A 16771-nucleotide genomic window follows, 5' to 3' on the forward strand; every position below is an offset into this window, starting at 1 on the left:
CGACCTCCCGGCACGACCGGGAACGGGGAGCGGGTTCGCCGGTCCGGTGCGGCAGCGGTGCCCTCGAGGTCCCGGCCGTCGAGGCCAGGGTGAGGGCATCGAACACGGGCACCAGGGCGGCAGGCCACCCGGCTCGCCGCGAGAACCGAAATCCGCGCACCGCTCGGCGGTGCGCCCGACACAAGAGGTGCGAACAAGGCCATGGCCGTCGTCACCATGAAGCAGCTGCTCGACAGCGGCGTGCACTTCGGGCACCAGACCCGGCGCTGGAACCCGAAGATGAAGCGCTACATCTTCACCGAGCGCAACGGCATCTACATCATCGACCTGCAGCAGACGCTGTCGTACATCGACGCGGCGTACGACTTCGTCAAGCAGACGGTCGCGCACGGCGGGACGATCCTGTTCGTCGGCACCAAGAAGCAGGCGCAGGAAGCGATCGCGGAGCAGTCGCTGCGCGTCGGCATGCCCTACGTGAACCAGCGCTGGCTGGGCGGCATGCTCACGAACTTCCAGACGGTGCACCGCCGTCTCCAGCGGCTCAAGGAGCTGGAGGCGATGGAGCAGACCGGCGGCTTCGAGGGGCGCACCAAGAAGGAAATCTTGATGCTGACCCGCGAGAAGGACAAGCTGGAGAAGACCCTCGGCGGCATCCGCGACATGTCCAAGATCCCCAGCGCCGTCTGGATCGTGGACACGAAGAAGGAGCACATCGCCGTCGGTGAGGCTCGCAAGCTGAACATCCCGGTCGTCGCGATCCTGGACACCAACTGCGACCCGGACGAGGTCGACTACCCGATCCCGGGCAACGACGACGCGATCCGCTCCGCCGCGCTGCTGACCCGCGTGGTCGCCGACGGTGTCGCCGCCGGCCTGATGGCCCGCAGCGGCCGCGGCAACGGCGCTGCCGAGGGCGAGGAGAAGCCCCAGCCGACCGGCGAGGAGCCGCTGCCCGAGTGGGAGCAGCAGCTGCTCACCACCGGCTCCGACGAGGGTGCGGCGAAGGCCGACGAGCCCGCCCAGTCCTGATCTCGACCGTGCCGGTCACCCTCGCGGTGACCGGCACGATCATCGGGCCACCCGGCCGCACCGCGAGCCGGGGCCCTGCGGCGGCGGGCGTCGAGCACGACCCGCCGCCCATTCGCGTCGCGAGCGGCCGCGGACGCACGTGCTGCCTCCGCTGCCGCCGCTGATCTTCCGCTGTGCACACATTCCGAAAAAGGACGGACCCGCACGATGGCGAACTACACTGCGGCCGACGTCAAGCGTCTCCGTGACCTGACCGGCGCCGGCATGATGGACTGCAAGAAGGCCCTCACCGAGACCGACGGGGACTTCGACAAGGCCGTGGAGGTCCTGCGCATCAAGGGTGCCAAGGACATCGGCAAGCGCGCCGAGCGCTCCGCCGCCGAGGGCCTCGTCGCCGCCGCGGGCGGTGCGATGATCGAGCTGAACAGCGAGACGGACTTCGTCGCCAAGAACGACGAGTTCATCGCGCTGGCCGACAAGGTCGTCGAGGCCGCGAAGGCCGCGAACTCCTCCGACCTGGAGACGGTCAAGGCCGCCCCGCTGGGCGACAAGACCATCGGTGAGGCCGTGCAGGAGCTCGCCGTCAAGATCGGCGAGAAGCTGGAGCTGCGCCGCGTCGTCGTCTTCGACGGCCAGGTGACCACCTACCTGCACCGCCGCGCCGCGGACCTCCCGCCGGCCGTGGGCGTGCTGGTCGAGTACACCGGCTCCGACGAGGACGCCGCGCGCAACGCCGCGATGCAGGTGGCGGCCCTGAAGGCCACCTACCTCAGCCGCGACGACGTCCCGGCGGACGTGGTGGCCAACGAGCGCCGCATCGCCGAGGAGACCGCGCGCGCGGAGAACAAGCCGGAGCAGGCCCTCCCGAAGATCATCGAGGGTCGCCTGAACGGCTTCTTCAAGGAGAACGTGCTGCTCGACCAGCCGTCGGTGCAGGACAACAAGAAGACCGTCAAGGCCCTGCTGGACGAGGCAGGCGTGACCCTGACCCGCTTCGCGCGGTTCGAGGTCGGCCAGGCCTGATCCCTCCCGGCGCGGCGGTCCTCCGATCGCCGCGCCGGTTCCGCGTCGCCGCCACCGGACGATCCCGGTGGCGGGGTTCGCGACCCGCACGCCCCGCCTCCGCCCAGTGGGAGGGCGGGGCGTTCGCGCAGCGCAGCACAGGTGGTGCTGCACGATCACCGTGGAACAACGGCCCTCCGGGAGGAACCCAGTGACCGACGACGTCGCGTCGGAAGACGGCTACGGGCGTGTGCTGCTCAAGCTGGGCGGTGAGATGTTCGGCGGTGGCGCCGTCGGCGTCGATCCGGACGTGGTGGGAACGGTGGCCCGGCAGATCGCCGAGGTCGTCGCGAGCGGGGTCGAGGTCGCCGTGGTCATCGGCGGCGGGAACTTCTTCCGCGGCGCCGAGCTGCAGCAGCGCGGCATGGAGCGCGCCCGCGGCGACTACATGAGCATGCTGGGCACGGTGATGAACTGCTTGGCGCTGCAGGACTTCCTGGAGCGCGAGCACGACATCGACACCCGGGTGATGACGGCGATCGAGATGGGCCAGGTCGCCGAGCCGTACATCCCGCGCCGCGCGAGCAGGCACATGGAGAAGGGCCGCGTGGTCATCTTCGGTGCTGGCACCGGGATGCCGTACTTCTCCACCGACACCGCCGCCGCCCAGCGCGCGCTGGAGATCGGCTGCGAGGTCGTGCTGATGGCGAAGGCCGTGGACGGCGTCTACACCGCGGACCCGAAGACGGACCCGACCGCGGTGCGCTTCGACTCGGTCAGCCACCGCGAGGTGCTGGAACGCGGCCTGAAGGTCGCCGACGCGACCGCGTTCAGCCTCTGCATGGACAACGCCATGCCGATCTTGGTGTTCAACCTCCTGCAGGAGGGGAACATCGCCCGCGCGGTGCGCGGTGAGAAGATCGGAACCCTGGTCAGCACCCCTGCCGCAGCGTCGCAGTGACGCTGCTGAGATCCTGATCCGGTCCGCTGGCGGCGCTTCACCGCGTCGTGCGGCGCGCACTGCACGTACATTCGGCCGCCACACCTAAGGAGCAACCGTGATCGACGAGGCCCTCCTCGACGGCGAGGAGAAGATGGAGAAGGCGGTGCAGGTGGCCAAGGACGACCTGGCCACGGTTCGCACCGGCCGAGCCAATCCGGCGATGTTCTCCGGCATCGTCGTCGACTACTACGGTTCGCCGACCCCGCTGAACCAGCTGGCCAGCGTCAGCGTGCCGGAGGCCCGGCTGGTCGTCATCAAGCCGTACGACGCCAGCCAGCTCGCGGCGATGGAGAAGGCCATCCGGGACTCCGACCTGGGCGTGAACCCGTCGAACGACGGTCAGCTGATCCGGATCGCGATCCCGCAGATGACCGAGGAGCGCCGCAAGGAGATGGCCAAGCTCGCCAAGCACAAGGGCGAGGAAGGCAAGATCACGATCCGCGGCATCCGGCGCAAGGTCAAGGAAGGCATCGACCGCGCGGTCAAGGACGGCGACGCGGGCGAGGACGAGGGCACTCGCGGTGAGAAGGAGCTGGACAACCTCACCCACCGCTTCACGGCCCAGATCGACGAGCTCGTCAAGCACAAGGAAGCAGAGCTCCTCGAAGTTTGAGAGGCTGTCTTGCAACTGTGGTTCGCGGCTGCCGGGCCGCTTTCGCCGGCGGCGCCCGTGTGGGCGTCTGGTCGTTTCCGCTCGTGTCCGCCCGGGGTCAGGCCGTCGGCCGCCCGGGTGCCGGGTGTGCTGGACCCGGGCGACCTTCGGTGACGACCAGCCAGCGCGAAGGTGAGTCCGGGATGTCCGCTTCCGCACCGGACCAGCCGTCGCGCCCGTCCCGGGCGGGTCGTGATCTGCGCGCGGCGATCGGGGTCGGCGTGGTGCTCGGCGCCGCCGTGATCCTGTCGCTGCTGATGCTGCGGCACCTGTTCATCGGCATCGTCGCGGTGGCGGCCGCGGTGTCCACGGTGGAACTGGCCGGGGCGCTGCGGCGCGGCGCGGACATCCGGGTGAGCATGCTGCCGGTGCTGATCGGCGGGCAGCTGATGATCTGGCTGTCCTGGCCGTTCGGCCTGCGCGGGGTGCTGGTGGCGTTCACGATCACGACGCTGGGCTGCCTGGCGTGGCGGTTCCGGCTCGGCGTGGACGGATATCTGCGCGATGTGACGGCGTCGGTGTTCACCGCCGCGTACGTCCCGCTGTTCGCTTCGTTCGCGGCGATGCTGGTGGGGCCGGAGGACGGCGCGTTCCGCGCGCTGTGCTTCATGATCGGCGTGGTGGCGTCGGACACCGGTGGTTACGCGTTCGGGGTGCTGCTGGGCAAGCATCCGATGGCGCCGTCGATCAGCCCGAAGAAGTCCTGGGAGGGCTTCGGCGGGTCGATGGTGACGGGCACCGTGGCTGGCGTGCTGTCGGTGGTGCTGCTGCTGGGCGGCGAGTGGTGGCAGGGCGCGCTGTTCGGTGCCGCGCTGGTGTGCAGCGCGACGCTGGGCGACCTGATGGAGTCGGTCATCAAGCGGGACCTCGGGATCAAGGACATGGGCAACCTGCTGCCCGGGCACGGTGGCCTGATGGACCGGATGGATTCGCTGCTGCCGTCCGCGGTGGTGGCGTGGATGATGTTGTTCTGGTTGCTCCCGCAATGATCGGGGTCGTGCGGTGACGGGATCCGCCCGGTGATCGGATCGGGCGGTCCGCCCCGGATCACGCCGAGCCCGAACATCTGGCACTGGCCGGACGTCTACGAGCGGGAGAACCGGGCGCAGGACGTATCCGGTGCGCTGTGGGCGGCGTTGCGCGCGAGCTGCGACTGGTCCGATGGTGACGTGGTGGACGTCGGCTGCGGCGACGGGTTCCACCTGGGGATCTTCGCGGAGTCGGCGCGGTCGGTGGTGGGCGTGGAGCCGCATCCGCCGCTGGTGGAGCGGGCGCGGCAGCGGGTGGCCGGGCTGCCGGGGGTGCGGGTGCACGAGGCGCCCGCGCAGCGGTTGCCGCTGCCGGACGCCTGCGCGGACCTGGTGCACGCGCGGACGGCGTACTTCTTCGGTCCGGGCTGCGAGCCGGGGCTGGTGGAGGCGGAGCGGGTGCTGCGGCCGGGCGGCACGCTCGCGATCGTCGACCTGGACGGGGCGTGCCCGCCGTACGGCGACTGGATGCGCGCTGATTCGCCGCGGTTCGACCCGGTGGCGGTGGAGCGGTTCTTCCAGCTGCACGGCTTCCGCAGCGAATCGGTGCGCGCGGTGTGGCGGTTCGCGGATCGGGCCGAGCTGGCGGCGGTGCTGGGGATCGAGTTCTCGCCGAAGGTGGCGCGCCGCGCGTTGCGGCAGATCTCGGGATGCGAGTTCGAAGTGGGTTATCGGATGCGCATTCGCACTCGTCCGGTAGGGCTGGTCCGGGGTTTCCGAACTTCGGGCGAGTAGTGCGCGATTCGTGTTGCTCGAGCATTTCATCCGAATACCGATCGTTTCTCGCAAGTTCGGAAAACTCCTGGTAGGAGCGTGTTTTTGGTGATCGGCACGCGGTTACCGACACGTAAAGTAGCGATGTCTCCCGAATGGCTGGGAAGACCAACCGACCGGACGATCAAGACGACTGGCGTACTCGATCGCGGTCACCGCCGAGTGTCCGGATCGTGGTTCGGCGGCCCCCGAATGACGCCTTGTTCGGAGACCTCCGCCGTGATCGACTTGTGGTGGTGACGGAGTGTGGTGCCCGCCGGGGCGATGCGGCGACGACGCCACCGCGGCACGCGGCGTGGCGATCGGAAGCCGATCGCGGTGCGGAACACCGGCCCGCTGCGAACCCCGAGGCGGCAGGCGACCGACCCGATCCCGCCGTGAACACGTGCAACAGGAGCGACCAGATGGCCATTCACGGGGGTGGTCCGGTCACCGCGGGGTTGAGCCAGGTCGCGCGGATGGACCGGCGGGAACGAGCCAGGCTGGTCCGCGAGCTGTCCCGGCAGCACCCCACCTTCCGGACGCTGTGGCGGCGGCTGATGCTGGCCAGGGCGGTCGCGTTCACCTCGGTGCTGGCCTTGGCGGTCGCGGTGGTGCTGCTGGTGCAGGACGAGGTGCCCGCCCGGTTCGTGTCCGCGCTGGTGCTGGGCGGGTTGGGGGGCTTCGCCTACGTCGCGATCGTGCTCACCGACCACCGCTTCGACCTGCTGCTCGCGGTGCTCGGCGCGCACCGCACCGACGAGTTGCACGACCGGCTGCTCGCCGACGAGCTCTACGGGGCGAGCGGCGCCGAGGACGGGGCGCCGGAAGCCGGGGAGCAGGAAGCCGAGGAGCAGGAAGCCGAGGAGCCGCAGCACCCCGGGCAGGACCGCCGCGCCTCCTGAGCCTCAGCTGCGGATGGACAGGGTGCCGGCGATCTCGGTGCCGAGGAAGTGGGTCTCGGCCTCCGCGGCCTCCCCGACGCGCACCACGAGCGGTCCGCCGAACGGTTTGCGCTCCACCACCTCGATGCGCGCGCCGAGGGTCATCCCGTGGTCGGTGAGGTAGCGCAGCAGCTCCGAGTCCGTGTCCCAGACCCGCGCGATGGTGCCGATGGTGCCCGGTTCGACCTGGTCGAGCAGCCGGGTGGTGGGCTTCTCGACGACGCCGTCCGCGGTGGGGATGGGGTCGCCGTGCGGGTCGTGGGTGGGGTGGCCGAGCTTCGCGGCGATGTGCTCGATGAGCTCGTCGGAGACGGCGTGCTCGAGCGCGTCGGCCTCCGGGTGCACCTCGTCCCAGGTGTAGTCGAGGACCTCCACCAGGAACAGCTCCAGCAGCCGGTGCCTGCGCAGCACGTCGTAGGCGAGCCGGCGGCCGTCGGCGGTGAGCTCGACGCTGCGGTAGCGGATGTGCGTGACCAGCCCCAGCTGGGCCAGCTTCGTGATCATCCCGGACACCGAGGAGGGGCTGAGCCCCAGCCGCTGCGTCAGCGTCGCGTTGGTCACGGCCACCCCGCGCTCGGTGAGCCCGTAGATCGCCCGGACGTAGTCCTCCACGGACGCCGAGGGGCGTTCGGCCATGCTCGTCATGGCACCCACGATAGGAGACCGGGCGGTGCCACGAGTGGGTGGACTATCCGGCGGTGGCCGCTTCCGCGCGCCGCGCGTGCCGCCGCCGCAGCTCCCGCAGCAGGCCCTGTCCGGGGGCGAACAGGTAGGTGAGCAGGAACAGTGCGGCCTGGCAGCACACGATCATCCCGCCGGTCGAGGTGTCCAGGTGGAAGCTCAGGTAGGTGCCCGCGACGCCGCTGCCGACCGACAGCGCGGCGGCCACGGCGAGCATCCGGGGGAAGCGCCGGGTGAGCAGGAACGCGGTCGCCCCCGGCGTGATCAGCATCGCGGTCACCAGGATGACGCCGACGGCCTGCAGCGCGACGACCACGGTCAGCGCCAGCATCGTCAGCAGCAGCGCACCGATCCGCTGCGGCCGCAGCCCGATGGCGTGCGCGTGGGTGGGGTCGAACGCGTACAGCGTGAGGTCGCGCCGCTTCAGCATCGCCACCGCCAGCGTGATCGCGCTGATCACCAGCACCTGCGCGATGTCGCCGTCGGTGACGCCGAGGACGTTGCCGAACAGGATGTGGTTGAGGTCGACCTGGCTGGGGATGCGCGAGATCAGCACCACGCCCAGCGCGAACAGCCCGGTGAACACCACGCCGATCGCGGTGTCGCCCTTGAGCTTCGTGGTGCCGCGCACCGCGCCGATCATGGCGACCGACAGACCGCCGAACAGGAACGCGCCGACGGAGAACGGCAGCCCGAACACGTAGGCCAGCACCACGCCGGGCAGCACGGCGTGCGAGACGGCGTCGCCGAGCAGCGACCAGCCGATCAGCGTCACCCAGCAGGACAGCACCGCGCACACCAGCGCCGCCACCACGCTGACCAGCAGCGCGCGCCGCATGAAGCCGAACTGGAGGGGTTCGAGCAGCCAGATCGCGAGGTCGTTCATCGGATTCCTCCCGGCACGCCGAAGGTGCGGGCGAGCACTTCGGGGGCGAGCACGTCGTCGACGGGGCCTTGTGCGAGGACCCGCTGGTGCAGCAGCACGGCCTCGTCGCACAGGGCCGGGGCGCCCGCGAGGTCGTGCGTGGAGATCATGATGGTGCGGCCCTCGTCGCGCAGTCCCCGCAGCAGCGCGGCGATCATCGCCTCGGATCCCTTGTCGACCCCGGCGAACGGTTCGTCGAGCAGCAGCAGCTCGGCGCCCTGGGCGATGCCGCGGGCGACGAACGCGCGCTTGCGCTGACCGCCGGAGAGCGCGCCGATGGGGTTGCGCGCGAGGTCGGTGAGCCCGACCCGGTCCAGCGCGTCGGCGACCGCGGCCCGGTCGGCGGGCCGGGCGCGGCGGGTGATCCCCATCCGCCCGTAGCGGCCCATCAGCACCACGTCGGCGACGGTGACGGGGAACGTGGCGTCGATCGCCTCGGACTGCGGCACGTAGGCGACGAGCCCGTCGCGGCGGGCGCGCTTCGGGTCGCGGCCGAGCAGCCGGATCTCGCCGCGGTCCGGTCGCACCAGGCCCATCAGCGCCTTGAACAGGGTGGATTTGCCCGAGCCGTTGACCCCGAGCAGCCCGCAGACCTGGCCGGAGGCGATGTCCACGGTCACGTCGTCGAGGGCGAGCGTGTCGCGGTAGGAGACGGTGACGTGACTGGCCCGCACGCTCATCGGGCACCTCCGGAGAGTCCGGCGACGATGGTCTCGGCGTCGTGCCGCAGCAGGTCCAGGTAGGTGGGCACGGGTCCGCCGGGCTCGGACAGCGAGTCGACGTAGAGGGTGCCGCCGAGCCGCGCCCCGGTCTCCTCGGCGACCTGGCGCTGCGCCTTGTCGTTCACGGTGGATTCGCAGAACACGGCGGGCACGCGCCGCTGCTGCACGAAGCGGGTGGTGTTCTTGATCTGCTGCGGGGTGCCTTCGGATTCGCTGTTGACCGGCCACAGGTACGCCTCCTGGAGCCCGGCGTCCCTGGTCAGGTAGGAGAAGGCGCCTTCGCAGGTGACCAGCGCCCGCTGCTGCGGGGGGATGCGGTCGAGCTCGGTGCGCAGGTAGTGGTCGATCTCGTCGAGCCGCCGGGTGTAGGCGTCGGCGTTGGCGCGGAACTCGGCGGCGTGCGCGGGGTCGATCCGGGTGAGCGCGTCGCGGATGTTCGCCACGTAGATCTCGGCGTTGCGCGGGGACATCCAGGCGTGCGGATTGGCGGCGCCGCGGGTGCCGCCCGCTTCGACGGGGATCGGGTCGACGCCGGTGCTGAGCGTCACGTGCGGGGCTTCGCTGCGTTCCACGAACTGGGCGAACCAGCTCTCCAGGCCGAGCCCGTTGTCGAGCACCAGGTCGGACTTCGCCGCGGTGAGCAGGTCGCTGGGGGTGGGTTCGTAGCCGTGCACCTCGGCGCCCGGTTTGGTGATCGAGTCGACGGTGATCCGGTCGCCCGCGACGGCCCTGGTCATGTCGGCGAGCACGGTGAAGGTGGTGACCACCGAGGGCTTGCCGTCGTCGGCCCGTCCGAGCCCGGCGCCGCACCCGGCGACGAGCGGCAGCGCCGCGGCCACCGCGGCGAGACCCGCCGCGGCCCGCCTGCCGCGGAAAGTTCGCCGCGCTGGAGAGTGAAATTTCGGCACGCCGAAACATTAACCGATGGGGTGGGGTCGAACCAGGGCCGCGGGTCCTCGGCGTGCCGACCCGGACGTGCCGACGAGGTCGGCTCCGGGCCGTGGGACACTGGTGGGCGCTATGTCGACTTCACTTCCGCTGGTCTTCGACGCGCCCAAGCGCGGTCTGCCCCCTCGTCACCTCGCCGACCTGTCGGTGGAGGAGCGCCGCGCCGCGGTGGGCGAGCTCGGGGAGAAGCCGTTCCGCGCGAAGCAGCTCGCGCACCACTACTTCGGCAGGCTCAACGCCGACGTGGAGTCGATGACCGACATCCCCGCCGCGAGCCGGGCCAAGCTCGGCGCGGACCTGCTGCCCACCCTGCTCACGCAGGTGCGGACGCTGGACACCGACGAGGGCACCACCCGCAAGACGCTGTGGCGGGCGCACGACGGCACGCTCATCGAGAGCGTCCTGATGCGCTACACCGACCGCGCCACCGTCTGCATCTCCAGCCAGGCGGGCTGCGGCATGGCCTGCCCGTTCTGCGCGACCGGGCAGGGCGGGTTGCAGCGGAACCTGTCCACGGCGGAGATCGTGGACCAGGTGCGCACCGCGGCCGCGATGCTGCGCGACGGCGAGGTGCCCGGCGGGCCGGGTCGGCTGTCCAACGTGGTGTTCATGGGCATGGGCGAACCGCTGGCGAACTACAAGCGCGTGATCTCCGCGGTGCGCCGCATCTGCGACCCCGCGCCGGAGGGCCTCGGCCTGTCGCAGCGCTCGGTGACGGTCTCCACCGTGGGCCTGGTGCCCGCGATCAAGCGGATGACCGAGGAGCAGCTGCACGTCACGCTGGCGGTGTCGCTGCACACCCCGGACGACGAGCTGCGGGACACGCTGGTGCCGGTGAACAACCGGTGGAACGTCGCCGAGGTGCTGGAGGCCGCGCGCGGCTACGCCGACCACACCGGCCGCCGGGTGTCGATCGAGTACGCCCTCATCCGGGACATCAACGACCAGCCGTGGCGCGCGGACCTGCTGGGCAAGCTGCTGCACAAGCACCTCGGGCAGTTCGCGCACGTGAACCTGATCCCGCTGAACCCGACGCCGGGCAGCAAGTGGGACGCCTCGCCGAAGCCGGTGCAGCGCGAGTTCGTGCAGCGCGTCCGCGACGCGGGCGTGCCGTGCACCGTCCGCGACACCCGCGGCCAGGAGATCGCGGCGGCCTGCGGGCAGCTCGCCGCCGAGGCCTGACCGCCGAGCCGGGCTCACCCCGGCCGCCTGAGCCCGGATCAGCTCGCCCGGAGATCGTCGCCACGCCGCTTCATCAAGTCGGATGATCCGGATCGGCAGGTTCCCGGAGCGCCGCACCGCCGATCCGGTTGCATCCGCACGCATCGCTCGGTGCCGGGCGCTCCTCGTTGACCTGCGCGAACGGTGCGGTGCGGGCCGGTGCTGCGGTTCCGGCGCCGCTGCGGCGCGGCCCGCGCAAGGGATGTCCATCGACCGTGTGGGGCCTCTGGAAATACGCGCTGCGCGGAGATCATGCTGGCCGTGGTCCCGGCGACGCCGGACCACCAGGTCCGATGTCGAGACCCCCCGACCGGCATCGGGTCGTCGCCGGCCGGACAGCGCTCCTTCCCCTCGCACCGCGCTGTCCGGTCGGCCCCGGGCGGGTCAGCTCACCTCGTCGAGCTTCCCGGTGGCGACGTCGAAGACGAACCCGCGCACCGAGCTCTTCCGCGGGATGAACGGGTCGTCGAGGATCCGCCGCAGCGATCGCCGGACGTCCGCGGCGACGTCGTCGAACGCCTCGGCCGTCCAGCCCGGTTCGACCCCCGTCTCCTGCCGCAGGGTGGCGGCGAACTCCTCGTCGGTGAACGTGAGCATCCCGCAGTCGGTGTGGTGGACGAGGACGATCTCCTCGGTGCCGAGCAGGCGCTGGCTGATCGCGAGCGACCGGATCTCGTCCGCAGTGATCACCCCGCCCGCGTTGCGGATCACGTGCGCCTCGCCTTCGCGCAGCCCGAGCGCGCGGTAGACGTCCAGCCGGGCGTCCATGCACGCCACCACGGCGACGTGCTTCGACGGCGGCAGCGGGAGCGGGCCGGCGAAGCCCGCCGCGTAGACCTCGTTGTTGCGGAGCAGTTCATCGGTGACCGACATGATCGGTGACCTCCTCGTCGTGCTGGCCGGTGGGCGTGCCGAGCGGGAGCGGCCGCGCAGGGGTTGCGCGGCCCGTCGACACGCTTGGTCGAACAGCGATCCACGCCGAGCCGGCCAGAACGGGGTGAGCACCGCACCGGTCATCCGCCCACTCCATGCGCGACCTGCGGTGCGCGCAAGGGCGCGCCACGTGGTGGGACGCCGCGTCACCCGAGTGGCGGACCGGTGGTGCTCAGCGCCGCCGCGTCCGGGGGCCAGGAGAGGCACTCGCCGATCGCACGGCCGATGCCCGCGCGCGGCTCGGCGGAACCGGGAACGGTCACCGCGCCCTCGCGCACGGCCTCCCGCAAGGTCAGCAGCACGCACAGCTCGTAGCCGGTCCGGTCCACCCGGCCGTGCCGGTCCACCACGCCGACCAGCCAGCCCGCGGGCACCACGCCGCGCACCGGTACGTCGACCCCGGACGGCAGGTAGCGGCCCTCGCCCCACACCCGGGTGGGGCCTTCGAGCAGTTCCCCCAAGGCCGCCAGCAGCGGCCAGCGGCGCCGGTCGCTGCTGCGGAAGTCCAGCACGTGCAGCAGCGCGGCCAGCAGTTCCCGGTGGTCGGAGGTGTAGGTGACGTGCAGGGCGGCCCGGGCGGCCCTGCACCGGACCGGCTCCGCGGGGCGGTGCAGCAGCGCGTTCACGTGGTCCGCGGGAGGGGACCAGGATCCCCAGCGCCCGTCGAACTCCGCTTCCGCCGCCCGCAGCCGCGCCCCGGCGCGCGCCCGCAGCTCGTCGATCAGCGCGAGCAGCACGGTCAGCAGTTCCCTGGTCAGCTCGCTCTGCCGGTGCCAGCACAACGCGGCCAGCAGCGGCAACCGGGCGCTCGCCGCTTCGATGGGCAGGCCGTTCAGCGCCCGGTGCCGCCAGCAGTCGACGGTCTCCGGCGGGACGTCGGCGAACACGTCCGGCGGCAGCCGCAGCTCCCGCAGCCGGTCGAGGCGTTCCACCTCGTGCAGCACCTCGGGCAGCCGTTCCGGCGCACGGGCCCCGGCCACCTCGTCGAGGAAGGCCTCGGGCAATCGGAGGGAGCGGACGGCGCTGCGCTCGTCCAGCTCCAGGCAGAGCGCGTGCGCGTCGATCCGCGCAGGATCGGCCAGGAACTCGTGCGGTATCCGGTCGCGGCCCCGAGCACCCAGCAATCCGGCGAGCTCATCGCCCGCCGCCCCCAGACGTGCCAGGACCCACCGGTGCAATTGCGGCTCCGGGTAGTGGCCCACGCAGCGAAACGTAGACCTCCCGTGGCAAACCCGATCGGGCGACCTCGACTCAGGTGCTGATCATCGTCGCAGGTCGGCTCGGGGACCGCTCCGCCGAGCGGGTGCACGCTGCCACTCGAACGTCCCAACCGGGGCAAGGCCCCGGGTGACGCACCGCCTCAGCGGCGGAAGCCCTTGCGGCGGCGGCGCAGGTCGGCCAGCAGGCCGATCGCGACGATCACGGCGATGCCGATCAGCCAGATGTCCTCGGTCTTGAAGGCGTGCCCGCCGCTGAGGATGCCCTGGTGGTTGCCCACCAGCATGATCAGCATGGCGAAGACGGTGAACCAGCCGGCGGCCTGCGTGGCCTTGGGGAATCCGCCGTGCCAGCCCCACTCGACCGACGGCTCGTCTGCCGGGTCGATGGCCTGACTGGGCTTGGTCTCCAGTTCCGTGCTCGCCACGTACCCTCCTGCGCCACAACCGGCCACCGGGGCGGTTGAACCTGCTACTCGGCGCGGCACGCGCCACGCGTAGGCCATCTTCGCATAGGGCGGGTGCGCGCCGGTGCCCTGGTGACGCACCCCCGCCACAGCGCAAAGCCGCGGAACGGGCGAACCCGTTCCGCGGCTTCCTGGGAGTGGACGGAGAGCGCTAGCCCCCCTTGGCGGCCTTCCCGGTCCGGCCGACGATCAGCCGGTAGATGCCCAGCACGATGATCGAACCGACGATGGCCAGCAGCCACGTCCGCCACGACCAGAAGCTGTCCAGCCCGACGTTGAACACCCACTTCCCGATCAGGCCGCCGACGAAAGCCCCGACCACACCGAGCAGCAAGGTGACGAGGATCCCGCCCGGATCCTTGCCCGGCATGATCAACTTGGCGATGGCGCCCACGATCAACCCGAGAACGATCCATCCGATGATGCCCATGGCGCTACCCCTTCCTGCCTGGTGAGTGGACGCTGTGCCAGCGGCGCGGACCGCTGGTCCAGGCGTCCGATGCCCGGGGCCTACCCCCCGATCGTGACGCTGATCGCGGGTTCGCGCACCGCGAGCGACCGGCGGGCGCCTCCTTCGGGAAGAATGGCGGGTGATGGACACCGCGACCCCCGCCTCGAGCGCGCGCCCCGAATCCCCCGTCCCCAGCGGCCAGGCAGGTGCCGCCGAGCCGAACGCCGCGCGCGGGACCCCGCGCAGCGTGCTGATCCTCGGGTCGACGGGGTCGATCGGAACCCAGGCGCTGGACGTGATCCGGAACAACCCCGGCCGGTTCCGCGTCGCGGGCCTCGCCGCCGGGGGCAGCGACCCGGCCGCGCTGGCCGCGCAGGCGCTGGAGTTCGACGTCGACGCGGTCGCCGTCGCCAAGGGCACCGCGGCCGAGGACGTGCAGCTGGCGCTGTACGCGGAGGCGCAGCGGCTCGGCTACTCCACCGGCGGGTTCCGGCTGCCGCGGCTGCTCGCCGGGCCGGAGTCGACGACCGAGCTGGTGCAGAGCACCCCGGCCGACGTGGTGCTCAACGCGGTGGACGGTTCGCGCGGGCTGAAGCCGACGCTGGCCGCGCTGGAGACCGGTGCGACCCTGGCGCTGGCGAACAAGGAATCGCTGGTCGCGGGCGGTTCGCTGGTGCTGCGGGCGGCGAAGCCCGGCCAGATCGTGCCGGTCGACTCCGAGCACTCCGCGCTGGCGCAGTGCCTGGCGGGCGGCCGGGCCGACGAGGTGGACCGGCTGGTGCTGACTGCCTCCGGCGGGCCGTTCCGCGGCCGCACCCGGCAGGAGCTGGCGGGCGTCACGCTGGAGCAGGCGCTCAAGCACCCGACCTGGGCGATGGGCACCGTCGTCACGATCAACTCGGCGACGCTGGTGAACAAGGGCCTGGAGCTGATCGAGGCGCGGCTGCTGTTCGACGTCGACTACGACCGGATCGACGTGGTGGTGCACCCGCAGTCGATCGTGCACTCCATGGTCACCTTCGTGGACGGGTCGACGCTGGCGCAGGCCAGCCCGCCGAACATGCGGCTGCCGATCGCGCTGGGCCTGGACTGGCCGAACCGGATCGCGAAGGCCGCGCCGCCGCTGTCGTTCACCGAGGCCTCCTCGTGGACGTTCGAGCCGCTCGACGACGAGGCGTTCCCCGCGGTCTCGCTGGCCCGGCACGCCGGTTCCACCGGCGGCTGCCTGCCCGCGATCTTCAACGCGGCGAACGAGGAGGCGCTGGCCGCGTTCGTCGGAGGAAACAGTGGTTTCACCGGCATCGTGCAGACTGTGGAGCGGACCCTCGCGGCGGCCGACCAGTGGCGCGGTGAACCGCAGGGCGTGGACGAGGTCTTCGCAGCAGAGGAGTGGGCCCGAGTGAAATCCCGCGAGCTCGTAGCGGCAGGGAAGGTGCAGTGATGCTGGTCATCGTCGGCATCGTCCTGTTCTTCGTCGGACTGCTGCTGTCCATCGCCTGGCATGAGCTCGGTCACCTGCTCACCGCGAAGCTGTTCGGCGTCAAGGTCACCCAGTACATGGTCGGCTTCGGCCGCACCGTCTGGTCCCGCAAGCCGGGGGAGACCGAGTACGGGGTGAAGCTGATCCCGTTCGGCGGCTTCATCCGCATGATCGGCATGTTCCCGCCGAAGCGGGACGAGGAGTACGGGCGCACCGCCTCCTCCGCGCCGTGGCGCGTGATGATCGAGGACGCCCGGGAGGCCGCCGCCGAGGAGGTCACCCCGGAGGACGCGCACCGGCAGTTCTACCAGCGCGCACCGTGGAAGCGGATCATCGTGATGGCCGCCGGGCCGATCATGAACCTGATCCTCGCGGTGCTCATCTTCGCCGGCATCCTGATGGGCTACGGCAAGCCCGAGCTCACCACCACCGTCTCGTCCATCAGCGAGTGCGTGGTGTCCGCCGACGCGCAGGACAAGGGCACCTGCCCGCCCGGTGCGCCGCCGTCGCCCGCCGCGGCCGCCGACTTCCGGCCCGGCGACCGGATCGTCGAGTTCAACGGCACGCCCTACACGTCGTGGACCGAGCTGCAGAAGGCCATCCGCGCCTCGTCCGGCTCGGTGCCGATCGTGGTGGAGCGCGACGGGAAGCCGGTGACCCTGCACGCCGACCTGATCCAGGACAAGCGGCCCGCGCTGGACGACCCGAAGCGGACCGAGGTCGTCGGGTTCCTCGGCCTCACGCCGGACCAGGTGCTGGTGCGCCAGGACGTCGGTGGCGTGGCCCGCACGATCGGCGGGTTCGTCAGCCTCACCGCGCAGAAGATCGTGGAGCTGCCGCAGCGGGTGCCGGACCTCATCTCGGCCATCGGCGGTCAGGAGCGCTCCGCGGACTCGCCGGTGGGCATCGTGGGCGCCAGCCGCATCGGCGGCGAGGTGCTGTCGATGGACGACGTGTCGGTGGCGTCGCGGCTGATCACGATGCTGAACCTGCTGGCCGCGGTGAACCTCTCGCTGTTCGTGATGAACATGCTGCCGATCCTGCCGCTGGACGGCGGGCACATCGCCGGTGCGCTGTGGGAATCGGTGCGCCGCGGCTTCGCGAAGCTGGCGCGCAGGCCGGACCCGGGCCCGTTCGACACGGCGCGGCTGATGCCGCTGGCCTACGGCGTGACGTTGCTCTTCATCGCCTACTCGCTGCTGGTGCTGGTCGCCGACGTGGTGAACCCGGTGACGTTGATGTAGTGCCGCCGCGTGAACCGCCGGTGAACGGTGAGCGGCGCTGCGCCGGATGCCCACCGGTGATCACGTTGGGT

18 protein-coding genes are annotated in these 16771 nt (G+C 71.3%); 10 read left to right on the forward strand and 8 right to left on the reverse strand.

What is annotated here, in order from left to right; genetic code table 11:
* Window positions 1-201 precede the first annotated feature (201 nt).
* The 7 genes from rpsB to AC29IT_RS23630 all read left to right on the forward strand — a co-directional run bounded on the left by rpsB (window position 202) and on the right by AC29IT_RS23630 (window position 6372).
* Entirely contained in the window at window positions 202-1029 is an 828-nt protein-coding gene (rpsB, locus tag AC29IT_RS23600) for a 30S ribosomal protein S2 (protein WP_358439572.1), read from the forward strand.
* A gap of 207 nt (window positions 1030-1236) precedes the next feature.
* On the forward strand, window positions 1237-2052 hold the full coding sequence (gene tsf, locus AC29IT_RS23605; RefSeq protein WP_358439575.1) for a translation elongation factor Ts: 816 nt from the start codon (window positions 1237-1239) through the stop codon (window positions 2050-2052).
* Between the two features lie 190 nt (window positions 2053-2242).
* A complete protein-coding gene (gene pyrH / locus AC29IT_RS23610; RefSeq protein WP_358439578.1) occupies window positions 2243-2992 on the forward strand; it encodes a UMP kinase in 750 nt (249 codons plus the stop codon).
* A 97-nt stretch (window positions 2993-3089) separates the two neighbouring features.
* Window positions 3090-3647: a ribosome recycling factor gene (gene frr, locus AC29IT_RS23615; RefSeq protein WP_358439581.1), complete on the forward strand. Its 558-nt coding sequence runs from the start codon at window positions 3090-3092 to the stop codon at window positions 3645-3647.
* A 182-nt stretch (window positions 3648-3829) separates the two neighbouring features.
* Entirely contained in the window at window positions 3830-4675 is an 846-nt protein-coding gene (locus AC29IT_RS23620; protein WP_358439584.1) for a phosphatidate cytidylyltransferase, read from the forward strand.
* Window positions 4676-4705: 30 nt separating this feature from the next.
* A complete protein-coding gene (locus AC29IT_RS23625; protein WP_488220129.1) occupies window positions 4706-5449 on the forward strand; it encodes a class I SAM-dependent methyltransferase in 744 nt (247 codons plus the stop codon).
* A 443-nt stretch (window positions 5450-5892) separates the two neighbouring features.
* Window positions 5893-6372, forward strand: coding sequence for a hypothetical protein (locus AC29IT_RS23630; RefSeq protein ID WP_488220130.1), 480 nt, complete (start codon window positions 5893-5895; stop codon window positions 6370-6372).
* A gap of 3 nt (window positions 6373-6375) precedes the next feature.
* Here AC29IT_RS23630 and AC29IT_RS23635 read toward each other — a convergent pair whose 3' ends face one another.
* Genes AC29IT_RS23635 through AC29IT_RS23650 form a run of 4 tightly spaced genes read right to left on the reverse strand, consistent with a single transcriptional unit; the run spans window position 6376 to window position 9647 of the window.
* Entirely contained in the window at window positions 6376-7047 is a 672-nt protein-coding gene (locus AC29IT_RS23635) for a metal-dependent transcriptional regulator (protein WP_488220242.1), read from the reverse strand.
* A 52-nt stretch (window positions 7048-7099) separates the two neighbouring features.
* Entirely contained in the window at window positions 7100-7978 is an 879-nt protein-coding gene (locus tag AC29IT_RS23640; RefSeq protein ID WP_488220131.1) for a metal ABC transporter permease, read from the reverse strand.
* Window positions 7975-8697, reverse strand: coding sequence for a metal ABC transporter ATP-binding protein (locus AC29IT_RS23645; protein WP_358439596.1), 723 nt, complete (start codon window positions 8695-8697; stop codon window positions 7975-7977). Before AC29IT_RS23645 ends, AC29IT_RS23640 begins: the two co-directional genes overlap by 4 nt.
* Window positions 8694-9647 carry a metal ABC transporter substrate-binding protein gene (locus AC29IT_RS23650; RefSeq protein ID WP_358439599.1) on the reverse strand — a complete coding sequence of 318 codons (954 nt, stop codon included), beginning with the start codon at window positions 9645-9647 and terminating at the stop codon, window positions 8694-8696. The genes AC29IT_RS23645 and AC29IT_RS23650 overlap by 4 nt, the downstream gene beginning before the upstream one ends.
* Before the next feature lie 112 nt (window positions 9648-9759).
* Here AC29IT_RS23650 and rlmN point away from each other — a divergent pair, with 112 nt between their 5' ends.
* Entirely contained in the window at window positions 9760-10869 is a 1110-nt protein-coding gene (gene rlmN, locus AC29IT_RS23655; protein WP_358439602.1) for a dual-specificity RNA methyltransferase RlmN, read from the forward strand.
* A 423-nt stretch (window positions 10870-11292) separates the two neighbouring features.
* Here rlmN and AC29IT_RS23660 read toward each other — a convergent pair whose 3' ends face one another.
* From AC29IT_RS23660 to AC29IT_RS23675, 4 genes are all read right to left on the reverse strand, one after another.
* Window positions 11293-11781, reverse strand: coding sequence for a beta-class carbonic anhydrase (locus tag AC29IT_RS23660; RefSeq protein WP_358439605.1), 489 nt, complete (start codon window positions 11779-11781; stop codon window positions 11293-11295).
* A 206-nt stretch (window positions 11782-11987) separates the two neighbouring features.
* Window positions 11988-13043, reverse strand: a complete 1056-nt coding sequence (locus AC29IT_RS23665) for a hypothetical protein (protein WP_488220132.1) — start codon at window positions 13041-13043, stop codon at window positions 11988-11990.
* A gap of 158 nt (window positions 13044-13201) precedes the next feature.
* Window positions 13202-13486: a DUF2631 domain-containing protein gene (locus tag AC29IT_RS23670; RefSeq protein ID WP_358439610.1), complete on the reverse strand. Its 285-nt coding sequence runs from the start codon at window positions 13484-13486 to the stop codon at window positions 13202-13204.
* Window positions 13487-13676: 190 nt separating this feature from the next.
* On the reverse strand, window positions 13677-13955 hold the full coding sequence (locus tag AC29IT_RS23675) for a GlsB/YeaQ/YmgE family stress response membrane protein (RefSeq protein WP_358439612.1): 279 nt from the start codon (window positions 13953-13955) through the stop codon (window positions 13677-13679).
* A 163-nt stretch (window positions 13956-14118) separates the two neighbouring features.
* Here AC29IT_RS23675 and dxr point away from each other — a divergent pair, with 163 nt between their 5' ends.
* Entirely contained in the window at window positions 14119-15417 is a 1299-nt protein-coding gene (gene dxr, locus AC29IT_RS23680) for a 1-deoxy-D-xylulose-5-phosphate reductoisomerase (RefSeq protein ID WP_358439615.1), read from the forward strand.
* Window positions 15417-16700 (forward strand): M50 family metallopeptidase, encoded by a 1284-nt coding sequence (locus tag AC29IT_RS23685; protein WP_358439618.1) that lies wholly within the window; start codon window positions 15417-15419, stop codon window positions 16698-16700. Before dxr ends, AC29IT_RS23685 begins: the two co-directional genes overlap by 1 nt.
* Window positions 16701-16771 lie beyond the last annotated feature (71 nt).

Source organism: Saccharopolyspora sp. MMCC62, from assembly GCF_057736575.1.

What these genes read in the sequence shown, in the direction of transcription:
- rpsB (WP_358439572.1), top strand. Translation starts at nt 202, where the DNA reads ATGGCCGTCGTCACCATGAAGCAGCTGCTCGACAGCGGCGTGCACTTC.
- tsf (WP_358439575.1), top strand. Translation starts at nt 1,237, where the DNA reads ATGGCGAACTACACTGCGGCCGACGTCAAGCGTCTCCGTGACCTGACC.
- AC29IT_RS23620 (WP_358439584.1), top strand. Translation starts at nt 3,830, where the DNA reads ATGTCCGCTTCCGCACCGGACCAGCCGTCGCGCCCGTCCCGGGCGGGT.
- AC29IT_RS23630 (WP_488220130.1), top strand. Translation starts at nt 5,893, where the DNA reads ATGGCCATTCACGGGGGTGGTCCGGTCACCGCGGGGTTGAGCCAGGTC.
- AC29IT_RS23635 (WP_488220242.1), bottom strand. Translation starts at nt 7,047, where the DNA reads ATGGCCGAACGCCCCTCGGCGTCCGTGGAGGACTACGTCCGGGCGATC.
- AC29IT_RS23640 (WP_488220131.1), bottom strand. Translation starts at nt 7,978, where the DNA reads ATGAACGACCTCGCGATCTGGCTGCTCGAACCCCTCCAGTTCGGCTTC.
- AC29IT_RS23645 (WP_358439596.1), bottom strand. Translation starts at nt 8,697, where the DNA reads ATGAGCGTGCGGGCCAGTCACGTCACCGTCTCCTACCGCGACACGCTC.
- rlmN (WP_358439602.1), top strand. Translation starts at nt 9,760, where the DNA reads ATGTCGACTTCACTTCCGCTGGTCTTCGACGCGCCCAAGCGCGGTCTG.
- AC29IT_RS23660 (WP_358439605.1), bottom strand. Translation starts at nt 11,781, where the DNA reads ATGTCGGTCACCGATGAACTGCTCCGCAACAACGAGGTCTACGCGGCG.
- AC29IT_RS23675 (WP_358439612.1), bottom strand. Translation starts at nt 13,955, where the DNA reads ATGGGCATCATCGGATGGATCGTTCTCGGGTTGATCGTGGGCGCCATC.
- dxr (WP_358439615.1), top strand. Translation starts at nt 14,119, where the DNA reads ATGGACACCGCGACCCCCGCCTCGAGCGCGCGCCCCGAATCCCCCGTC.
- AC29IT_RS23685 (WP_358439618.1), top strand. Translation starts at nt 15,417, where the DNA reads ATGCTGGTCATCGTCGGCATCGTCCTGTTCTTCGTCGGACTGCTGCTG.